This is a genomic window from Pseudonocardia sp. T1-2H (genome assembly GCF_038039215.1).
In the GTDB taxonomy this organism is placed as follows: Bacteria; Actinomycetota; Actinomycetes; order Mycobacteriales; family Pseudonocardiaceae; genus Pseudonocardia.
In genome coordinates, this window is sequence record NZ_JBBPCL010000001.1 from 287,801 (window position 1) to 306,609 (window position 18,809).

General features: G+C 68.7%; 11 protein-coding genes and 3 rRNA genes. 8 read left to right on the forward strand and 6 right to left on the reverse strand.

Annotated features, from left to right (window positions below):
* The first annotated feature begins 147 nt into the window (after positions 1 to 147).
* Positions 148 to 558, forward strand: a complete 411-nt coding sequence (locus tag WBK50_RS01480; RefSeq protein ID WP_341333878.1) for an HIT family protein — start codon at positions 148 to 150, stop codon at positions 556 to 558.
* Positions 559 to 776: 218 nt separating this feature from the next.
* Here WBK50_RS01480 and WBK50_RS01485 read toward each other — a convergent pair whose 3' ends face one another.
* The gene (locus WBK50_RS01485; protein WP_341333879.1) at positions 777 to 1,982 is read right to left on the reverse strand and encodes an MFS transporter; all 1,206 of its coding nucleotides are present in this window, start codon (positions 1,980 to 1,982) and stop codon (positions 777 to 779) included.
* A 17-nt stretch (positions 1,983 to 1,999) separates the two neighbouring features.
* Complete coding sequence (locus WBK50_RS01490) at positions 2,000 to 2,716, reverse strand: response regulator (RefSeq protein WP_341333880.1); 717 nt, start codon at positions 2,714 to 2,716, stop codon at positions 2,000 to 2,002.
* Positions 2,717 to 4,672: 1,956 nt separating this feature from the next.
* Here WBK50_RS01490 and WBK50_RS01495 point away from each other — a divergent pair.
* The 3 genes from WBK50_RS01495 to rrf all read left to right on the forward strand — a co-directional run bounded on the left by WBK50_RS01495 (position 4,673) and on the right by rrf (position 9,993).
* Positions 4,673 to 6,196: ribosomal RNA gene (locus WBK50_RS01495) — 16S ribosomal RNA — on the forward strand.
* A 375-nt stretch (positions 6,197 to 6,571) separates the two neighbouring features.
* A 23S ribosomal RNA gene (locus tag WBK50_RS01500) occupies positions 6,572 to 9,696 on the forward strand.
* A gap of 179 nt (positions 9,697 to 9,875) precedes the next feature.
* Positions 9,876 to 9,993, forward strand: a 5S ribosomal RNA gene (gene rrf, locus WBK50_RS01505).
* The 16S, 23S and 5S rRNA genes sit together here, the layout of an rRNA operon.
* Positions 9,994 to 10,214: 221 nt before the next feature.
* On the opposite strand, the gene WBK50_RS01510 is transcribed toward rrf, so the two are convergent.
* A complete protein-coding gene (locus WBK50_RS01510) occupies positions 10,215 to 11,312 on the reverse strand; it encodes a quinone-dependent dihydroorotate dehydrogenase (protein WP_341333881.1) in 1,098 nt (365 codons plus the stop codon).
* 7 nt (positions 11,313 to 11,319) lie between these two features.
* Entirely contained in the window at positions 11,320 to 11,694 is a 375-nt protein-coding gene (locus WBK50_RS01515) for an RNA-binding S4 domain-containing protein (protein WP_341333882.1), read from the reverse strand.
* Positions 11,695 to 11,774: 80 nt separating this feature from the next.
* On the opposite strand from WBK50_RS01515, the gene WBK50_RS01520 reads away from it, so the two are divergent.
* The 4 genes from WBK50_RS01520 to qcrB all read left to right on the forward strand — a co-directional run bounded on the left by WBK50_RS01520 (position 11,775) and on the right by qcrB (position 15,677).
* The gene (locus tag WBK50_RS01520; RefSeq protein ID WP_341333883.1) at positions 11,775 to 12,704 is read left to right on the forward strand and encodes a DMT family transporter; all 930 of its coding nucleotides are present in this window, start codon (positions 11,775 to 11,777) and stop codon (positions 12,702 to 12,704) included.
* Between the two features lie 21 nt (positions 12,705 to 12,725).
* Positions 12,726 to 13,616 carry a diacylglycerol/lipid kinase family protein gene (locus tag WBK50_RS01525; protein WP_341333884.1) on the forward strand — a complete coding sequence of 297 codons (891 nt, stop codon included), beginning with the start codon at positions 12,726 to 12,728 and terminating at the stop codon, positions 13,614 to 13,616.
* 77 nt (positions 13,617 to 13,693) lie between these two features.
* On the forward strand, positions 13,694 to 13,897 hold the full coding sequence (locus tag WBK50_RS01530; RefSeq protein ID WP_341333885.1) for a hypothetical protein: 204 nt from the start codon (positions 13,694 to 13,696) through the stop codon (positions 13,895 to 13,897).
* Positions 13,898 to 14,000: 103 nt separating this feature from the next.
* Positions 14,001 to 15,677 (forward strand): cytochrome bc1 complex cytochrome b subunit, encoded by a 1,677-nt coding sequence (gene qcrB, locus WBK50_RS01535; protein ID WP_341333886.1) that lies wholly within the window; start codon positions 14,001 to 14,003, stop codon positions 15,675 to 15,677.
* 54 nt (positions 15,678 to 15,731) lie between these two features.
* Here qcrB and WBK50_RS01540 read toward each other — a convergent pair whose 3' ends face one another.
* On the reverse strand, positions 15,732 to 16,529 hold the full coding sequence (locus WBK50_RS01540; RefSeq protein WP_341333887.1) for a 2-keto-4-pentenoate hydratase: 798 nt from the start codon (positions 16,527 to 16,529) through the stop codon (positions 15,732 to 15,734).
* A 55-nt stretch (positions 16,530 to 16,584) separates the two neighbouring features.
* Entirely contained in the window at positions 16,585 to 18,534 is a 1,950-nt protein-coding gene (gene malQ / locus WBK50_RS01545; protein WP_341333888.1) for a 4-alpha-glucanotransferase, read from the reverse strand.
* Between the last annotated feature and the right edge of the window lie 275 nt (positions 18,535 to 18,809).

Consider the following 18,809-nt stretch of genomic DNA (forward strand, 5'->3'; position numbering starts at 1 on the left):
TGACGCTCATGCGCCGGCCGGTGCGGCTGAAGAGTGGCGCCCCGCTTCCCGTTGCGTGACCGACCGGGGACTTCGAGGGCGGCCGGGAGATCGCGGTCCGGACCGGCGTCACGATCTCCACGCCGAGCCCGTGCCACGCTGAGCGACATGGAATGCGTGTTCTGCCGGATCGTCCGGCGGGAGGCCCCCGCGAGCCTCCTCCACGAGGACGATCAGGTGCTGGCGTTCTGCGACCTCAACCCCGTCAACCCCGGGCACCTGCTGGTCGTCCCGAAGGTGCACGGCGTGGGCCTCGCGGACTTGTCGGAGGCCGACGGGCAGCGCGTGTTCACGGTCGGGCAGCGCCTCGCCGCGGTGGTCCGGACGATCGGGGTCCGTTGCGAGGGCGTCAACCTGTTCCTGGCCGACGGCGAGGCGGCCGGCCAGGAGGTCTTCCACGTCCACCTGCACGTGATCCCGCGGTTCAAGGGCGACCGGTTCCGGCTCGTCCCGGGGTCGCGGCGGGCCTCCCGTAGGGATCTCGACGACGTCGCGTCGCGGGTCCGCGCGGCGCTGTGATCCCTCGGCCCCACAGCACGGCGACCGTGCGCCGTCGGGCCGGACGTCCCTCACGAGCTCGCCATCGCCGTCACGACCTCACACGACCGGACCGGTGCCGGCCGCGAGCGGGTGGTCGACCGGAACCGGACGGTCTGCGGTCAGAGCGTGCCGGCGGACAGCGACATCGACTCGTCGACCTCGATCGAATTCGGCGCGGTGAAGCTCGAGGAGAGCTGTCAGGACACCCGCCCGAGTCCCCGCACGGAACGGCTGGCCAGCGCCCCGGCCGTCGCGACGACGATCGCGATCGCGCACCCCACGAGCGTCGCCCCCAGCCCGACGGACTCCGCGAGCGGACCCACCGCCGCCTCACCGACGGGCACCGCGATCAGCGAGCCCAGCGCGTCGTAGGCGTAGACGCGGGCGAGGCGGTCCGACGGGATGTGCTGCTGCAGGGACATGTCCCAGGCCACCGCGAAGATCTCGATCGCCATCCCCGCCAGCAACCCGGCCGCCGCGACCACGACGAACGTCGGCCGCAGACCCAGCGCGAGGGCGGGCGCCGCGCTCACCAGAGTGCACGCGACGCCGACGGCGAGCATCCGCCGCGGCCGCCAGGTCAGCGTGAGCAGGCCGCCGAGCACCAGCCCGACGGACTCGGCCGCGACCACGACACCCCACGCCGTCCGGCCGAACGACCGGTCCGCGACGAGCGGGCCGAGCACGGTCGTCGCCCCGATGAAGGCCGCGTTCACCACGCTGAACTGCGCCACGACGATCCACACCCAGCGCCGTCGGGAGAACTCCCGCCAGCCGTCCCGAAGATCGGTGAGCACGCTCGTGCCGGGCTCGCGGTCCCGCGCGTCGACCCGCACCCGGGACGCGAACGCGGCCGCGAGCAGGAACCCGGCCGCGTCGACGGCCAAGCCCCAGCCGGGCCCGAGCGCTGCGACCAGCACGCCGCCGGCCGCGGCCCCGAGGATCGTGGCGCCGTTGTTCCCGAGCCGGAGCACCACGTTCGCGCGCTGCAGCAGCGGCGTGGGCACCGTGTCCGGGGTCAGGGCCGACGAGGCCGGGAAGATCACCGCCCCGGTCGCGCCGTTGACCACGCTGAGCACGGCGAGCAGGGGGACCGTCGCCGTCCCCGTCAGGACCAGCGCCGCGACGGCCGCCTGGCTGAGCGCGGCCACCACCGACGACCCGGCCAGCACCAGCTGGCGCGGCAGCCGGTCCGCGATCACCCCGCCCACCAGGAGCAGGACGACGGTCGCGACGGACCGCGACGCGAGGACGAGCCCCAGATCCGCGGCGGAGCCGGTGAGGTCGAGGACCGCGAAAGCGAGGGCGATCGGCGCGATGCCGTTACCCAGCAACGACGTCGTCCGCGCCGCGACCAGCCACCGGAACGGTGCGTGCGCGAAGGGACCGGGGCTTCGACGCACGGCCCGTACGTTACGGATCACCCATGGTGTGCCGGGACGGCCGGGTCGCCCCGCGGACGGGTACCCCGATCTCGTCGGCCAGGTAACGACCGGTGCACGAGACGCGCCCCGATCACCGTCGCGGCCTCGGCCAGCTCCTCGGTCCGCGCACTCGTCGCGCCGCCGACCTCGCCGCCGGACAGCGTCAGCATCGTGACCGAATGGCCCTGCCGGACGTGCTTGGCGAGCGTGGCGCCCACGCCGATCTCGGCGTCATCGGGGTGCGCCGAGATCGCGAGGACCGACACGGCCTCGGCGGCGACCCGCCTGCGACGCTGCTCGATCAGCGCCGTCGCGACCGTGCTGAGCCGTTCCGGGTCGACGGGCTTCGGCAGGAACTCCGACGCCCCTGCCCGCATGGTGACGACGGCATGGTCGACCGTCGCGCGCCCGCTGAGCACCACGACGGGGAGCAGCGGGTACTTCTTGCGGACGGCAGCGGTCAGCTCCAGCCCGTCGGCGCCCGGGAGCAACTCGGTGTCGGTGACCATCAGGTCGACGTCGGTGTCCGCCAGCCGGCTCAGGGCGACCTCGGCACTCCGCGCATCGACCACCTTCGCACCCACGAGGTGCCGTAGCGCCGTCCCGGTGTACGCGGCGACGTCCGGATCGTCCTCCACCAGCAGCACGACCGGCCGGGGCGCTGCGCCGTTCCCCGCTCTGTCGCCGTCCGCTCCCGGAACCGTCTCCGGCATTCCGCGTTCCTCCCGTTGTGCACTGGTCGGAACCCCTGAGCATGCTCGGACGTCGTCGCCGGTAGCGGCCGCGTCATCCCTCCGGGGGACGCCTGCGAGCGGGTCCGGCCGGTCAGGGACATCGCTCGACGCCCGCCCCGCACGACGCGCGGGCGATTCGGTAACGGACTGGCCGCGCCGTACGAGACATGGTTCGCCTACAAGTTGCGCGCCGCTGGGGAGCGGGCGTGCACCGGGGGAGGCACACCGCGGCCCGGTCGTCCCCGAGCGACCGGGTCGCACTGTGTCCGGGGTCCGCCTCGGTTCGGGTCACCGCGCCTGCCGGGCCGAAGCAGGGGGCTGGAGACGGCGGTCCGGGCACGCCGCGATGGCACGGCGCGGTCCGCGCCTCTCGGATGCCGGCATCCGCATCTCAGCGACTTCTCGGCCGCTCCCGCGGCTCCGCCGACGTGGTGAGGGGCCTGCGGGTGCAGGTCGGGTCTGGGTCGGCACGCCCCGCGTAGCCGGGGCACGAGAATTCCGGCCCGAGAACGAAATGGAGCGTCTCTCATCGGTGGTCCGTGAGTTTTTCCGCCCCCGCGCTCACGGCGTTCCCGATGAGAGACGCTCGTGGAGTTCAACGACCCGCATCCGCATGAGGTGCTCACTCGTTCGGGTGGTCCACGGCCCGGGCCTGCGAAGACGCCGCCGGAAGCGCCCCCTGAGGAGGTCCGCGACGATTCCCTCCGACATTCGCGATGAGACCTCGCGAATCTGCAATCAAGAAGATCTTCTATCGGCCGGCGGGTCGGTGCGACATTGCGGAGTACGGGTCGGACGCCGTGACCGCGAATGTGCCGGGCGACCGCGCGATGTCGACCGGCGTGGTGCACAGACCAGCAGCGTGCGCGCCGGCACCACGCATCCTCGCCGCTGGCGGGGTTGGCCGCGCTGCCCCCTCCTGCCCGGGTTGGCTGCGCAGCCCGGCTCGGCCACGCAGCCCGGGTTGGTCAGGTTGGCCGCGTTGGGCGGGCTGGCGGTGCTGCTGCACTCCCGGGTTGGGCCCGCCCTGCCGCAGTTGCGCCGGTCGATCGTGAGCATGCCGGGGGGTGGTGAGCCGCTGATCCTCGTCCGGCCGCGCAGTGCGCGCGGATGGCGATGTGCGCGCTGCGGGTGGGGGCCGGTGCCCGTCGACCCGGGACGCGTACGCCGACAGATACCGGCTGCTCGAGACGCGAGCGTCGAGCGCGGGGCGCGAACCATGGAGGCGACTCCTCTGGGCACTGCGGGCGACGCGTGGGGGCCGAGGGGTAGGCGCAGCACCGGGCGGCACAGAGCCTCTGCGACGTGGCGAAGGGGAAGTGCCGTCGTCCGAGGTGGGGAGCGCGCTCTTCCGGGTCTCTCCGGGTCGTCGCGTGCTCGTCGACGCGCCCTGTTCGGGCAGGGTGGCGGGGCTTCTCAAGGCGTGTTGCATCCCAAAACTGCTGGTGAGCGTCGGTGCGTGTCCTCGTGGGCTGGCGGGTTCGCAACCGCTGGAGGGGTGAAGTGACCGCGGTCATAAGGGACGAAATCTGCTGTTAACCTGGGTTCGGGGGCGTGGTTGGGGCGTTGACCTGGGGTGATGGTGCTTGGGCCGGGGGTTTGGGGGCGATTTGACGGCGTTGGGTACCGGGGCGTAACTTTCTCGTTGTCAGCGAGACGCCGGACAGAACGGGCCCTGGAGGCCCGGTCAACAGGCCCGCTGGCCGCCTCCCTCACCGGGACCCCCTGAGATCCGATGGATCGTGGCGGGTGTACGGTGGTGGAAAGCCCCGGATGTTCGCCTCGCGGCGTGTGATGGTGTGCGGGTGTCTTTTGAGAACTCAACAGTGTGTCGAGCTTGTTTTCTTGTTTGGTGGTTTTTGTGCCAGATGAGTTCGGCCGGCGTGGGACCCCGTCCCTGATGCGTCGGTCGGCATTTTTTTGTAGGGCCAGTTTTTGTTGGAGAGTTTGATCCTGGCTCAGGACGAACGCTGGCGGCGTGCTTAACACATGCAAGTCGAGCGGTAAGGCCCTTCGGGGTACACGAGCGGCGAACGGGTGAGTAACACGTGGGTGACCTGCCCTCAGCTCTGGGATAAGCCTGGGAAACTGGGTCTAATACCGGATATGACCACATGTCGCATGGTGTGTGGTGGAAAGTTTTTTCGGCTGGGGATGGGCCCGCGGCCTATCAGCTTGTTGGTGGGGTGATGGCCTACCAAGGCGACGACGGGTAGCCGGCCTGAGAGGGCGACCGGCCACACTGGGACTGAGACACGGCCCAGACTCCTACGGGAGGCAGCAGTGGGGAATATTGCGCAATGGGCGGAAGCCTGACGCAGCGACGCCGCGTGGGGGATGACGGCCTTCGGGTTGTAAACCTCTTTCGCTATCGACGAAGCCTTTCGGGGTGACGGTAGGTAGAGAAGAAGCACCGGCCAACTACGTGCCAGCAGCCGCGGTAATACGTAGGGTGCGAGCGTTGTCCGGAATTATTGGGCGTAAAGAGCTCGTAGGCGGTGTGTCACGTCGATCGTGAAAACTTGGGGCTTAACTCTGAGCTTGCGGTCGATACGGGCATCACTGGAGTTCGGCAGGGGAGACTGGAATTCCTGGTGTAGCGGTGAAATGCGCAGATATCAGGAGGAACACCGGTGGCGAAGGCGGGTCTCTGGGCCGATACTGACGCTGAGGAGCGAAAGCGTGGGGAGCGAACAGGATTAGATACCCTGGTAGTCCACGCCGTAAACGGTGGGCGCTAGGTGTGGGGGCCATTCCACGGTCTCTGTGCCGCAGCTAACGCATTAAGCGCCCCGCCTGGGGAGTACGGCCGCAAGGCTAAAACTCAAAGGAATTGACGGGGGCCCGCACAAGCGGCGGAGCATGTGGATTAATTCGATGCAACGCGAAGAACCTTACCTGGGTTTGACATGCACCAGACATCCCTAGAGATAGGGCTTCCCTTGTGGTTGGTGTGCAGGTGGTGCATGGCTGTCGTCAGCTCGTGTCGTGAGATGTTGGGTTAAGTCCCGCAACGAGCGCAACCCTCGTTCCATGTTGCCAGCGGGTTATGCCGGGGACTCATGGGAGACTGCCGGGGTCAACTCGGAGGAAGGTGGGGATGACGTCAAGTCATCATGCCCCTTATGTCCAGGGCTTCACACATGCTACAATGGCCGATACAGAGGGCTGCGAGACCGTGAGGTGGAGCGAATCCCTTAAAGTCGGTCTCAGTTCGGATTGGGGTCTGCAACTCGACCCCATGAAGTTGGAGTCGCTAGTAATCGCAGATCAGCAACGCTGCGGTGAATACGTTCCCGGGCCTTGTACACACCGCCCGTCACGTCACGAAAGTTGGTAACACCCGAAGCCGACGGCCCAACCCCTTGTGGGAGGGAGTTGTCGAAGGTGGGACCGGCGATTGGGACGAAGTCGTAACAAGGTAGCCGTACCGGAAGGTGCGGCTGGATCACCTCCTTTCTAAGGAGCTCACCGTATGGTGAGGTTGAACCGACGCCGTGGGTATGCCCCGCGGGTGGTCGGTCTCCTTTCACACAATCCGCTTCGCCGGCCTGGGGTCGGTGGGTGGCTGGGTGGAACACAAAATACCAATTCATGCTGAACGAGACAGCAGGCCGTTTCCTTTCGGGGGGCGGCGAGGCTTGGCACACTGTTGGGTCCTGAGGAGACACCGGTGATCGGTGTGGTTCTCGGGCTGCTCCCGGCCTGGACCGTCTAACGCCTCCCGCGCCGCTGGGTTTTTTCCAGTGGTGGGTGGGGGTGGTGGTGGTCAGGGATTGGTTGGGGTGTGGTTGTGTGTTGAGTGTTGCATAGTGGATGCGAGCATCTTGTTGTGGTCAAGTGTTTAAGGGCACATGGTGGATGCCTGGGCATCAGGAGCCGATGAAGGACGTGGGAGACCGCGATAGTCCTCGGGGAGTTGTCAACCAAGCTGTGATCCGAGGGTGTCCGAATGGGGAAACCCGGCGCGTGTCATGACGCGTCACTAGCATCTGAATTCATAGGGTGTTAGGGGGAACGTGGGGAAGTGAAACATCTCAGTACCCACAGGAAGAGAAAACAACCGTGATTCCGTGAGTAGTGGCGAGCGAAAGCGGAAGAGGCTAAACCGGGTCCGTGTGATAGCCGGCAGGCGTTGCGGATGCGGTGTTGTGGGGTTTCGTCGTGTGGGCGCTGCCGTGCCTGCGAAGCCGTGTTGCAGTGTTAGTGGAAGACTTCTGGAAAGGGTCGCCGTAGTGGGTGAGAGCCCCGTACGCGAAAACATTGTGAGCGGTTTGGACGTTGTCCCCGAGTAGCAGCGAGCTCGTGGAATTTGCTGTGAATCTGCCGGGACCACCCGGTAAGCCTAAATACTCCCTGATGACCGATAGCGGACGAGTACCGTGAGGGAAAGGTGAAAAGTACCCCGGGAGGGGAGTGAAATAGTACCTGAAACCGTGTGCCTACAAGCCGTCAGAGCCTACTTGTTGGGTGATGGCGTGCCTTTTGAAGAATGAGCCTGCGAGTTATGCTTCGTGGCGAGGTTAACCCGTGTGGGGTAGCCGTAGCGAAAGCGAGTCTGAATAGGGCGCTTATAGTCGCGGGGTATAGACCCGAAGCGGAGTGATCTAGCCATGGCCAGGGTGAAGCGTCGGTAAGACGACGTGGAGGCCCGAACCCACCAGGGTTGAAAACCTGGGGGATGAGCTGTGGTTAGGGGTGAAAGGCCAATCAAACTCCGTGATAGCTGGTTCTCCCCGAAATGCATTTAGGTGCAGCGTCGCGTGGTGGGTACCGGAGGTAGAGCACTGGATGGTCTAGGGGGCCGACAAGCTTACTGAAATCAACCAAACTCCGAATGCCGGTACTTTTAGCGCGGCAGTGAGACTGCGGGGGATAAGCTTCGTAGTCGAGAGGGAAACAGCCCAGATCACCGGCTAAGGCCCCTAAGCGTGCGCTAAGTGGGAAAGGATGTGGGATCGCCCAGACAACCAGGAGGTTGGCTTAGAAGCAGCCACCCTTGAAAGAGTGCGTAATAGCTCACTGGTCAAGTGGTCCTGCGCCGACAATGTAGCGGGGCTCAAGCGCACCGCCGAAGCCGTGGCATTCCAGCATTGATCCGCCCGAGGATTTCGGTTTTTGGGTGTAGTCGTTGGGATGGGTAGGGGAGCGTCGTGCATCCGGTGAAGCGGCAGCGTGAGCTAGTCGTGGAGGGTGTGCGAGTGAGAATGCAGGCATGAGTAGCGAATGAAGAGTGAGAATCTCTTCCGCCGAATGACCAAGGGTTCCTGGGCCAGGCTGTTCCGCCCAGGGTGAGCCGGGACCTAAGGCGAGGCCGACAGGCGTAGTCGATGGACAACGGGTTGATATTCCCGTGCTCGTGATAGTGCGTCCGTGCCGAGGCCGGTGATGCTAACCATCCGAAGCCCCCCGCCTGTTCCTTCGGGAGCGGTGGGTGTGGTGGAGCGTGGGACCCGATCCGGTAGTAGGCAAGCGATGGGGTGACGCAGGAGGGTAGCCTCGCCAGGCGGTGGTAGTCCTGGTGTAAGCGTGTAGCCCGACTCCTAGGTAAATCCGGGGGTCGTGACGGGTGAGACGTGATGCGTAGCCGATTGAGGCGAAGTAGGGTGATCCCATGCTGTCGAGAAAAGCCTCTAGCGAGTGCTGTTGCGGCCCGTACCCCAAACCGACACAGGTGGTCAGGTAGAGAATACCGAGGCGATCGAGCGAACTGTGGTTAAGGAACTCGGCAAAATACCTCCGTAACTTCGGGAGAAGGAGGGCCGTCTGACTTGAAGCCCCTTTGCGGGCTAGGGTTGGGCGGTCGCAGAGACCAGGCCCAAGCGACTGTTTACTAAAAACACAGGTCCGTGCGAAGTCGCAAGACGATGTATACGGACTGACGCCTGCCCGGTGCTGGAACGTTAAGAGGACCTGTTAGTCCCTTCGGGGGCGAAGCGGAGAATTTAAGCGCCAGTAAACGGCGGTGGTAACTATAACCATCCTAAGGTAGCGAAATTCCTTGTCGGGTAAGTTCCGACCTGCACGAATGGCGTAACGACTTGGGCGCTGTCTCGACCACAGACTCGGCGAAATTGCACTACGAGTAAAGATGCTCGTTACGCGCGGCAGGACGGAAAGACCCCGGGACCTTTACTATAGCTTGGTATTGGTGCTCGGTTCGGCTTGTGTAGGATAGGTGGGAGACTGTGAAGCGGCCACGCTAGTGGTTGTGGAGTCGTTGTTGAAATACCACTCTGGTCGAATTGGGTGTCTCAACCTCGGGCCATGATCTGGTTCAGGGACAGTGCCTGGTGGGTAGTTTAACTGGGGCGGTTGCCTCCTAAAGAGTAACGGAGGCGCCCAAAGGTTCCCTCAGCCTGGTTGGCAATCAGGTGTTGAGTGTAAGTGCACAAGGGAGCTTGACTGTGAGACTGACAGGTCGAGCAGGGACGAAAGTCGGGACTAGTGATCCGGCACCACCTTGTGGAAGGGGTGTCGCTCAACGGATAAAAGGTACCCCGGGGATAACAGGCTGATCTTGCCCAAGAGTCCATATCGACGGCATGGTTTGGCACCTCGATGTCGGCTCGTCGCATCCTGGGGCTGGAGTAGGTCCCAAGGGTTGGGCTGTTCGCCCATTAAAGCGGTACGCGAGCTGGGTTTAGAACGTCGTGAGACAGTTCGGTCCCTATCCGCCGCGCGCGTAGGAGACTTGAGGAAGGCTGTCCCTAGTACGAGAGGACCGGGACGGACGAACCTCTGGTGTGCCAGTTGTCCCGCCAGGGGCATGGCTGGTTGGCTATGTTCGGAAGGGATAACCGCTGAAGGCATCTAAGCGGGAAGCTCGTTCCAAGATGAGGTCTCCCACCACCTTGCGTGGTTAAGGCTCCCAGTAGACGACTGGGTTGATAGGCCAGAGATGGAAGCCCTGTGAGGGGTGGAGTTGACTGGTACTAATAGGCCGAGGGCTTGCCACAACAAGTTGTTCGCATCCACTGTGTGACCCTGAGCACACAACCCTCATCACCCGATACCCCGGGAAAACCGGGGGTTCGGGGGTGGCGGGTTGGTGTTCGACCCGGGTCGGTTTCCCGTTTTCGGGTTCGAGGTTTCTCGAATCCGGTGGGGGTCGGGGCGGGGATAGGTGAATAGTGTTGTCGGTGGTTTTGGCGGAGCGGGGAACGCCCGGTCCCATCCCGAACCCGGAAGCTAAGCCCTCCAGCGCCGATGGTACTGCACTCGTCAGGGTGTGGGAGAGTAGGTCGCCGCCGACATTCAACATCAAGTAGGCCCCCGCCGTCAGGTGGGGGCCTACTTTTTTGTCTACGGAAATGGCCCCGTAGCGGAAATGGCCCCGTAGCTTCGCTACGGGGCCATTTCTGCAGTTCTGAGGAAGATTCCGGCGCGGGTGCGGGCGTGTTCGCACGTACGGCACCTTCGCGCGCTAGGTTCGCACGAAGGTGCCGTACGTGCAGAAACACGGGATGCGGCGGGGTTACCGCGCGTCGACGCCCACCGCGTCCGCCACCGAGGCGAAACCGTCGCGGCGGAGTAGGGCCGCGAGCTCGCGGTTCACCCGCAGCGGCCACGTCCCGCCTCCGTAGATGAACCCGGTGTACGACTGCACCAGCGATGCCCCGGCGCGAATCCGGCGATAGGCGTCCTCACCGGTGAAGATGCCGCCCACGGCGATGATCGTGCGCTCCGGCCCCAGCCGGCCGCGGAGCCTCCCGACCACCGCCTGTGCGGCTTCGGCGAGGGGAAGGCCGGACACTCCGCCCGCGCCCATAGCCTCGACCTCGGCCGCCGGCGTGCGCAGGCCCTCCCGGGACGTCGTGGTGTTGGTCGCCACGACTCCCTCGAGGCCGAGCCGCACCGCCATGTCCGCCACCGCGTCGATGTCGTCGTCGGCGAGGTCGGTCGTGATCTTCACGAGCAGCGGTACCCGGGACCCGGGAACGGCCGCGTCGAGCTCGTCCCGTACCGCGGCCAGCAGCGGCTCGAGCACCGTGACGTTCTGCAGGTCCCGCAGTCCCGGCGTGTTCGGGGAGCTCACGTTCACGACCATGTAGTCCGCGTGCGGACCGAGGAGACGGGCGCTGTGCCGGTAGTCGTCGATCGCCCGGTCCGGCTCGACGACCTTGCTCTTGCCGATGTTCACACCCAGCACCGGCCCGTCCGCCGGGGGCAGCGCCCGCAGCCGCGGCGCGACGGCGTCCGCCCCGGCGTTGTTGAAACCCATGCGGTTCACGAGCGCCTTGTCCTCCGGCAGCCGGAAGAGGCGCGGCTTGGGGTTCCCGGGCTGCGCGAGCGCCGTCACCGTCCCGATCTCGACGAACCCGAAGCCGAGCCGGCCGAGCGCCACGGGGCCGTGGGCGTTCTTGTCGAACCCCGCGGCCAGACCGAGCGGGTTCGGGAAGTCCACCCCGAAGACCGTGCTGCGCAGGATCGGGTCCGCGGTGGTCAGCCGCGCGCCGATCCGTGGGCCGACGGGCGAGGACCCGACGACCCCGCGGATGGCGCCGAAGGCGACGCCGTGGACGAACTCCGCGGGAGTCCGCCGCAGGACGTGCCGGAAGAGCAGGTCGTACATGGCCCCATCATGACCCGGGCGGCCTGAGCAGTCCCAACTGGTCGAGCATCCGGCGGTCCCGCTTGGTGGGGCGGCCCGCTCCCCGGTCCCGGGCGAACACCGGCAGCGCCTCGCGCGGCGGGGACGGCGGGCTGTGGTCCACGTAGCAGGTCTGCGCCTGCGGCGCCCCGACCCGCTTCTGGATCACGTTCGTGACCTCGACGATCCGGGTGCGGTCGTGCATCCGGACACGCACGGTGTCTCCGGCGGAGACGCTCGTCGCAGGCTTGGCCGGGCGGTCGTTGACCCGGACGTGCCCGCCGCGACAGGCGGTCGCGGCGTCCGACCGGGTCTTGGCCAGCCTGACCGACCACAGCCAACGGTCGACGCGGGTGGACTCCATCGGACCATCGTGGCACCGGATCGTCGAGAAGGCATCGACCCGCCCGGCATAGACGGGCGGCGGAGACGGTTGGTCGGGGCGTGGCTGACTCCCCGCGGACGATCACCGCACCCGACCGGACCTGGCTCGTGGCGCTGGCCGCCGCGCTCTGGGGAACGGACGGGATCCTGCGCGCCCCGCTCGCCGGCGCCCTGCCCGCCGCGACGATCGTGTTCTGGGAGCACATCGTGCCCGTCCTGCTGCTGATCCCGTTCGTCCCGTCCGCCGTCCGGGCGTTCCGCCGTGCGTCGGCCCGGGACCGCCTCGCGCTCGTCGTCATCGGCCTCGGTTCCTCGGCCCTCGCGACCACGCTGTTCACCGCCGCGTTCGCGCTCGGGGACCCGGTCACCCCGCTCGTCCTGCAGAAGCTGCAGCCGCTCGTCGCGATCGCGGGGGCGGCGCTCCTGCTCGGGGAGCGGCTGCGGCCGGCATTCTGGATGTTCGCGGTCCCGGCCCTGGTCGGCGCGTGGTTGATGGCCTTCGCCGATCCTTTCGACGTCGAGGTCCGCGCCGCGGGCGCCGCGCTGTTGTCCGTCGGCGCGGCGGTGCTGTGGGGATTCGGGACCGTGCTGGGCCGGATGGTCAGCGCGAACCTCGCAAGCCGGGACGTCACCGTGCTGCGGTTCGCGATCGGGCTGGTGGGCGCACTCGTCGTGCTCTGGGTCCAGGATGCGCCGATCGCCGTCACGGCGGCCCAGCTGGTGCCGCTCCTGCTGCTCGCGATCGTGCCCGGGCTGATCGCCCTGGTCCTCTACTACATCGGGCTGCGCAGCACCGCCGCCTCCCGCGCGACCCTCGCCGAACTGGCCTTCCCCGCGACGGCGACCGTCCTGGGCGTCACCGTGCTCGGGACGTCCCTGAGCGCGACGCAGTGGGTCGGGCTCGCGGTCGTCGCCGTCTCGGTGACGGCGCTCGGGCTCAGTGAGCGGGGTCGCTCGCCCGTCGTCCGCGCCCCGGCCGAACTCTCCTGAGAACGCCGCTATGGTGCGCGCGTGCCGCGTGACTTCGATTCCCTCGTGATCGTCTACAACCCGAACAGCACCGGGGACGCGCAGCAGCGTGCCGAGGAGCTGCGGGACGGGGTCGCGGAGCTCGCGCCGGACCTGGAGGTCCGGATGCGGCCCACCGAGTACGCCGGCCACGCGCGGGAGATCGCCCGGGACGAGGCGTCGGCCGGTGCCCCGCTGGTGGTGTCGGTGAGCGGGGACGGCGGCTACAACGAGGTCGTGGACGGCGTCATGCAGGCCGGGGAGACGAAGGCCGCCGCCGCGGTGCTCGCCGCCGGCAACGCCAACGACCACCGGCGCGTGACGGCGGAACGCCCGCTCGTCGAGGCGATCGCGGCGGGCACCACGCAGAAGCTCGACCTGCTGCGCCTGACGGTCGGCGACGGCTCGGCCGACGGGCCCGCCCAGGTCCGGTACGCCCACTCCTACATCGGGCTCGGCATCACCCCGGTGGTGGCCGTCGAGCTCGAGCGCCGGGGGAAGGGATCGTTCCGGGAAATCGTCACGACCGTCCGCGCGTTCTCGCAGTTCCGTCCCTTCGCGGTCCGGCTCGGGAACGGCGAGCGCCAGGAGTTCGACAGCCTGGTGTTCGCCAACATCGCCGAGATGGCCAAGTACGCGACGCTGAGCGAGGGCGAGCCGGACGACGGCCGGTTCGAGGTCGTGATGCTCCCGCACAAGAGCAAGTGGCGCGTCCTCGCGACCGCGGTCCGCGCCGCCGTCTCCGGGCTCGGGGACCAGCCGAGCGTGCGTGAGTACACGTTCTCCACCATCGATCCGATGCCCCTTCAGGTCGACGGCGAGCTGGTCGAGCTGGGGCCCGGTGTCCCCGTCCGCGTCGACATCGCCCCGGGGGCGCTCACCACGGTTCGATGAACCGGCCCACGGGGCCGGTTTGCGCGCGGCGAGCCGAGGTAGTCCGGTACGGCTGAGGATCGTGAGGAGGACGAACCATGGAACGCGGCAGCGCCAAGCACAACCCCCGGATCGACGACGAGCTCGCCGACGGGGTCAGGGGACGCCTCGGTGGCCACGGCGGCCACCGCGAGGAATGGGCCGAGGTCGAACCCAGGGCGGAGGCGGAGAACCGGGTCGACCGGACCGAGCTGCCCCGCGAGCCCTCCGCGGTCCCCGCCGACGACGACGAGGCCGACTGAGTCGGGCGCTCGCCCCCAGGATTCGCCGCGCGCATGGCCGGTGTGATGGGGGATACTCTCCGACGACCGGATCTCCCGTGCCCGTCGACGGCAGGAGCGGACGATGAGCGCCATCACGACCCCCACCACGTCGTCGGGTGGGCTCGAGGCGAAAGCCGCGAAGGCCCTGGACGAACTGGACCAGCGCTACCACCCGGCCCGCGGCCTGCGCCGGCAGTTCAACAAGGTCTTCCCGACGCACTGGTCGTTCATGCTCGGCGAGGTCGCCCTCTACAGCTTCATCGTGCTGCTGGCATCCGGCACGTACCTGGCGCTGTTCTTCGACCCGTCGATGGCGGAGGTCGTCTACAACGGCCCGTTCGACAACCTGCGCGGCGTGCACATGTCCCGGGCCTACGAGACCTCGCTGGCGCTGTCCTTCGAGGTGCGCGGCGGCCTGTTCGTCCGGCAGCTGCACCATTGGTCCGCGCTGCTGTTCATGGCGTCGATGCTCGCCCACATGTTCCGCACCTTCTTCACCGGTGCGTTCCGCAAGCCGCGGGAGGCGAACTGGGTCATCGGCGTCGTCCTGGTGCTGCTGGGCTTCTTCGAGGGCCTCACCGGCTACTCGCTGCCCGACGACCTGCTCTCCGGCACCGGCCTGCGGATCATGTCGGGCATCACGCTCACCGTCCCGGTCATCGGCACCTGGATGCACTGGCTGCTCTTCGGCGGCGAGTTCCCCGGCACGGAGATCATCCCGCGCTTCTACATCGCGCACGTCTTCATCATTCCCGGCATCCTGCTCGCGCTGATCGGGATCCACGTCGGGTTGGTCTGGTATCAGAAGCACACGCAGTACCCGGGGCCGGGACGGACCGAGCACAACGTCGTCGGCGTGCGGATCCTGCCGGCGTTCGCGGCCAAGGGCGGAGCGTTCTTCGCCCTCACGGTCGGCGTCCTCGGGATCATGGCCGGGGTCTTCCAGATCAACCCGATCTGGAACCTGGGGCCCTACAACCCCGCGCAGGTCTCCTCGGGGTCGCAGCCGGACTGGTACGTGCTCTTCACCGAGGGGATGGCGCGCATCTTCCCGCCGTGGGAGGTCTACCTGTTCGGCCGCTACACGATCCCGGCGGCATTCTGGGCCACAGCGGCGTTCCTGCCCGTGCTCTACGTCATCGCGGCGATCTACCCGGCGGTGGAACGCAGACTGACCGGGGACAACGCGCTGCACAACCTGCTCCAACGGCCACGGGACACACCCGTGCGGACGTCGCTCGGGGCCATGGGGATCGCCTTCTACACCTGGCTGGTGCTCTCGGGCGTCAACGACTGGATCGCCTATTTCTTCGACGTCTCCCTCAACGCGACGACGTGGGCGGGCCGGATCGGGCTGCTCCTGGTGCCGCCGCTGGCCTACTGGGTCACGTACCGGATCTGCATCGGCCTGCAGAGGGCGGACCGCGAGGTGCTCGAACACGGTGTGGAGACGGGGATCGTCCGCCGGCTCCCGCACGGCGAGTTCATCGAGCTGCACCAGCCGCTCGGGGGCGTGGACGCGCACGGCCACGCCGTCCCGCTGGCGTACCAGGGCGCATCCGTGCCGAGGCGGATGAACCAGCTCGGCATGGCGGGCACCGCGGTCGCCGGATCGCTGCTGCGGCCGGACCCGGAGGACGAGGCCGTCGCGCTCGCCGAGGCGCGGGAACACGAGAGGGAGGCCGAGCGCCTGCAGCTCACCGGCCGTGCGGACGCCGGCCGCCCGGACGCCGGCCGGCCGAAGGACACCACGGACTGAGGTCCGGACGTCCGAGGTACGGGCCGAGCGGCACGATGTGCCGCTCGGCCCGCTTCACCGTGCGAAGAAGACCCCCAGCTCGCCGAGGTCGCCGAAGTCCGCGCGGACCTCGTCCCCGGGCCCGATCGGGGGCGGGGTCGTGGTGGTCCCCGTCGTCACGATCTCCCCGGCGCGCAGCAGCGAGCCGAAGCGCGGGAGCTCCTCCGCGAGCCAGACGAGCGCGGTGCGCGGGTCACCCAGGACGTTGCCGCCGGTGCCCTTCTCCACGGCTTGGTCGTTGATCCACAGAGTCGTTCCCCATGTGGACAACTCCAGGTCACGCCAGCCCGGGATCTCCGGGCCGAGCACGAACAGCCCCGCGCACGCCGCATCGGCGAGCAGCTGGGCCGAGCCGATGTGCCCGAAGTCCGCGAACCGCGAGTCGGGGACCTCGATCGCCAGGTGCAGCGCCCCGACGGCGTCGAGCACCTCCTCGCGGGACGCGCCGGCCGGGACGTCGCGCGCCATCCGGAACGCGAACTCGGCCTCGACGACCTTCATGTGCAGCGCGCCGGAGTCCAGCACCGCCCCGGGTTCGTGCCGGAACCGCTCGAACAGCCGTCCGGGCAGCGGCCCGCCGATCCCGATGTGCGCCTGGCCGGCGGCGGAGGTGGCGGCGAGCTTCCAGCCGTAGCCGGGGCCGGCGTGGGCGCCGAGCCGCTCCTGCACCGCCCAGCCGTCGTCCAGGTCCTCGGGACGGACGCCGTCGGGGAGCGCGTCCAGGCGCTCCCCGCTCGTCCAGGCGTTCCAGATCAGTTCCGCGGCGGCGTCGGCCCGGGCGTGCTCGGTACCGGCCTCGTCGTTGAGGGGCATGCCGTGATCGTGCCATCGCGCCCGCCGTTGCGGACCCCTCTCGAAGGCTGCGGAATCAGCGGTCGCCGGAACGCAGCGCGGCCACGACGTCGTCGACGCGGGGGTCCGCGAGCAGCTCCTCGAGCGAGACCGGCAGCGGGAGCCGCCAGTTCGGGTACTCGTCGACGGTCCCGGGCAGGTTGGGCTGGCGGTCCTCGCCGATCACGTCGTAGGGCGAGGCGAGGACGAGCCGGCAGGCGCTGCGGGCGAGCAGGGCGTGCATCGCGGCGACGATCTGCCCCTCCGGGGCGTCGGCGGACCCGAGCACGCCCTCGTCGGTCATCAGCCGGATCAGCTCGGCCCGTTCGGCGGCGGCCTTGGCCTCCTCGGCCGGAACGTCGTCCAGCAGGCCGAGCTCGGCCCGGACCCGCACGTGCTCGCCCCGCAGGAACCCCGACGCCGTCGGCAGGTCGTGCGTCGAGATGGTCGCGACCGCCTGCTCCGGCCACTCCGCGGGCGGCATCAGTGCGTCGTCGCGCTCGGGGTCGCGGGCGAACCACAGGACCGTCGAGCCGAGCATGTTCCGCTCGGCGAGCGCCTCGGTCACCTCCGGCTCGACGGTTCCGAGGTCCTCGCCGACGACCAGCGCCCCGGCCCGGGAGGCCTCGAGCGTGAGCACGGCGAGCATGGTCTCGGCGTCGTAGTGCACGTAGGTCCCGCGGTCCGCGCTTCGGCCCGGCGGCACCCACCAGAGCCGGAAGAGCCCGGCGACGTGGTCGATGCGCAGCCCGTCGGCGTGGCTGAGCAGGGCCCGCAGCATGTCCCGGTAGGCGGCGTAGCCGGTCTCGGCGAGCCGGTCCGGACGCCACGGCGGCAGCCCCCACGCCTGTCCGCGCTGGTTGAAGGCGTCCGGCGGGGCGCCGACGGTCACGTCGAGGGCGAGGACGTCCTGCAGCGCCCAGGCGTCCGCGCCCTCGGGGTCGACACCGACGGCCAGGTCGTGGATCACGCCGAGGGACATCCCGGAGCCCCGGGCGGCATCCCGGGCGCGGGCGAGCTGGCCCGCGACCTGCTGCTGCACCCAGCCGTGGAACGCGACGCGCGGCGCGAGGTCCTTGCGCGCGGCCGCGACCGCGTCGGAGCCGGGGTGGCGGAGCTCCTCGGGCCATATGCTCCAGCGGCCGCCGAAGCGCTCGGCCAGGGCGCAGTACGTCGCGAAGTCGACCAGCCCGGGCTCGTCCCGGGGTTCGGGCCGGCCGGCCGAACGCCAGAGCAGTTCGAGCGCCGAGCGCTTCGCGGCCCAGACACGGTCGTGGGCGATGCGGTCCCCGGTGGTCTCCGGCTTGAGCGCGTCGACCTCGGCGCGGGTCGCGGGGTCGGCGACGGCGTAGGCGTCGAGGTCGGTGACGCGCAGCGCGAGCGGCGTGGCGAACCGGCGGCTCGACGGCGTGTACGGCGAGGGCTGGACGGGCGGGACCGGCGTGATGGCGTGCAGCGGGTTCAGCAGCACCGCCGACGCGCCGTGCTCGCGGCCCGCGTGCGTCACGAACTCGCGCAGGTCACCGAGGTCCCCGATGCCCCAGGAGGCCTTCGAGTGCAGGGCGTAGAGCTGCAGCATCCAACCCCAGGACCGCGGCGGCTCGGGCAGCGCAGGCGGTGCGACGACGACGGTGACCTCCTGGTCCGCGGTCTCCAGCCGGTACCAGCCGGCGTCCAGTCCGGCGGGGAGCTCGCCGTCGACGTCGAGCCGGGTGCCGTCCTCCGCGACCAGCACCCCGCTGCCGGGCAGCGGGCGGGAGGTGGTCGTGCGGAGCGCGATCGTCCCGGGCAGCCGCCCCGCCGCGGTGCGTTCCCGGGCGGCCCGCAGCGCCTCCCGGCGCGCCTGCGGGGTGCTCGCATCGACCTCCAGCAGGCCGAGCACCTCGATGACCACCTCGTCGTCGACGGTCACCGGCCGCCGGTCGCCGTCGTTGTACCCCGTGGCGACGCCGTACGCCGCCGCCAGCTCGGCAAGTTCCTGATCCACGTGCCCGTCCTTCGTCCGGAGGTGTCGCCGAATGCTTCCCCATCCCGCCCCTTCCGACACCGCGGGCCGCGCCGGATCACGTCGAGGTGATCGGGACACGCCGTGCTGAGCAGCGGGGATGCGGCTCGGGCCGACACGCCGCGTACGGGTCGCCGGACCGGGTTGCGGGGGTGCCGGGTGCTACGGTTCGCCGACGAGCCACGGTGGTGTGGGCGTGTCCGTGACCTGCCGCGCGTCGACGGCGAACGGCCGTCCGCGAGCACCGTCGCCCCGGT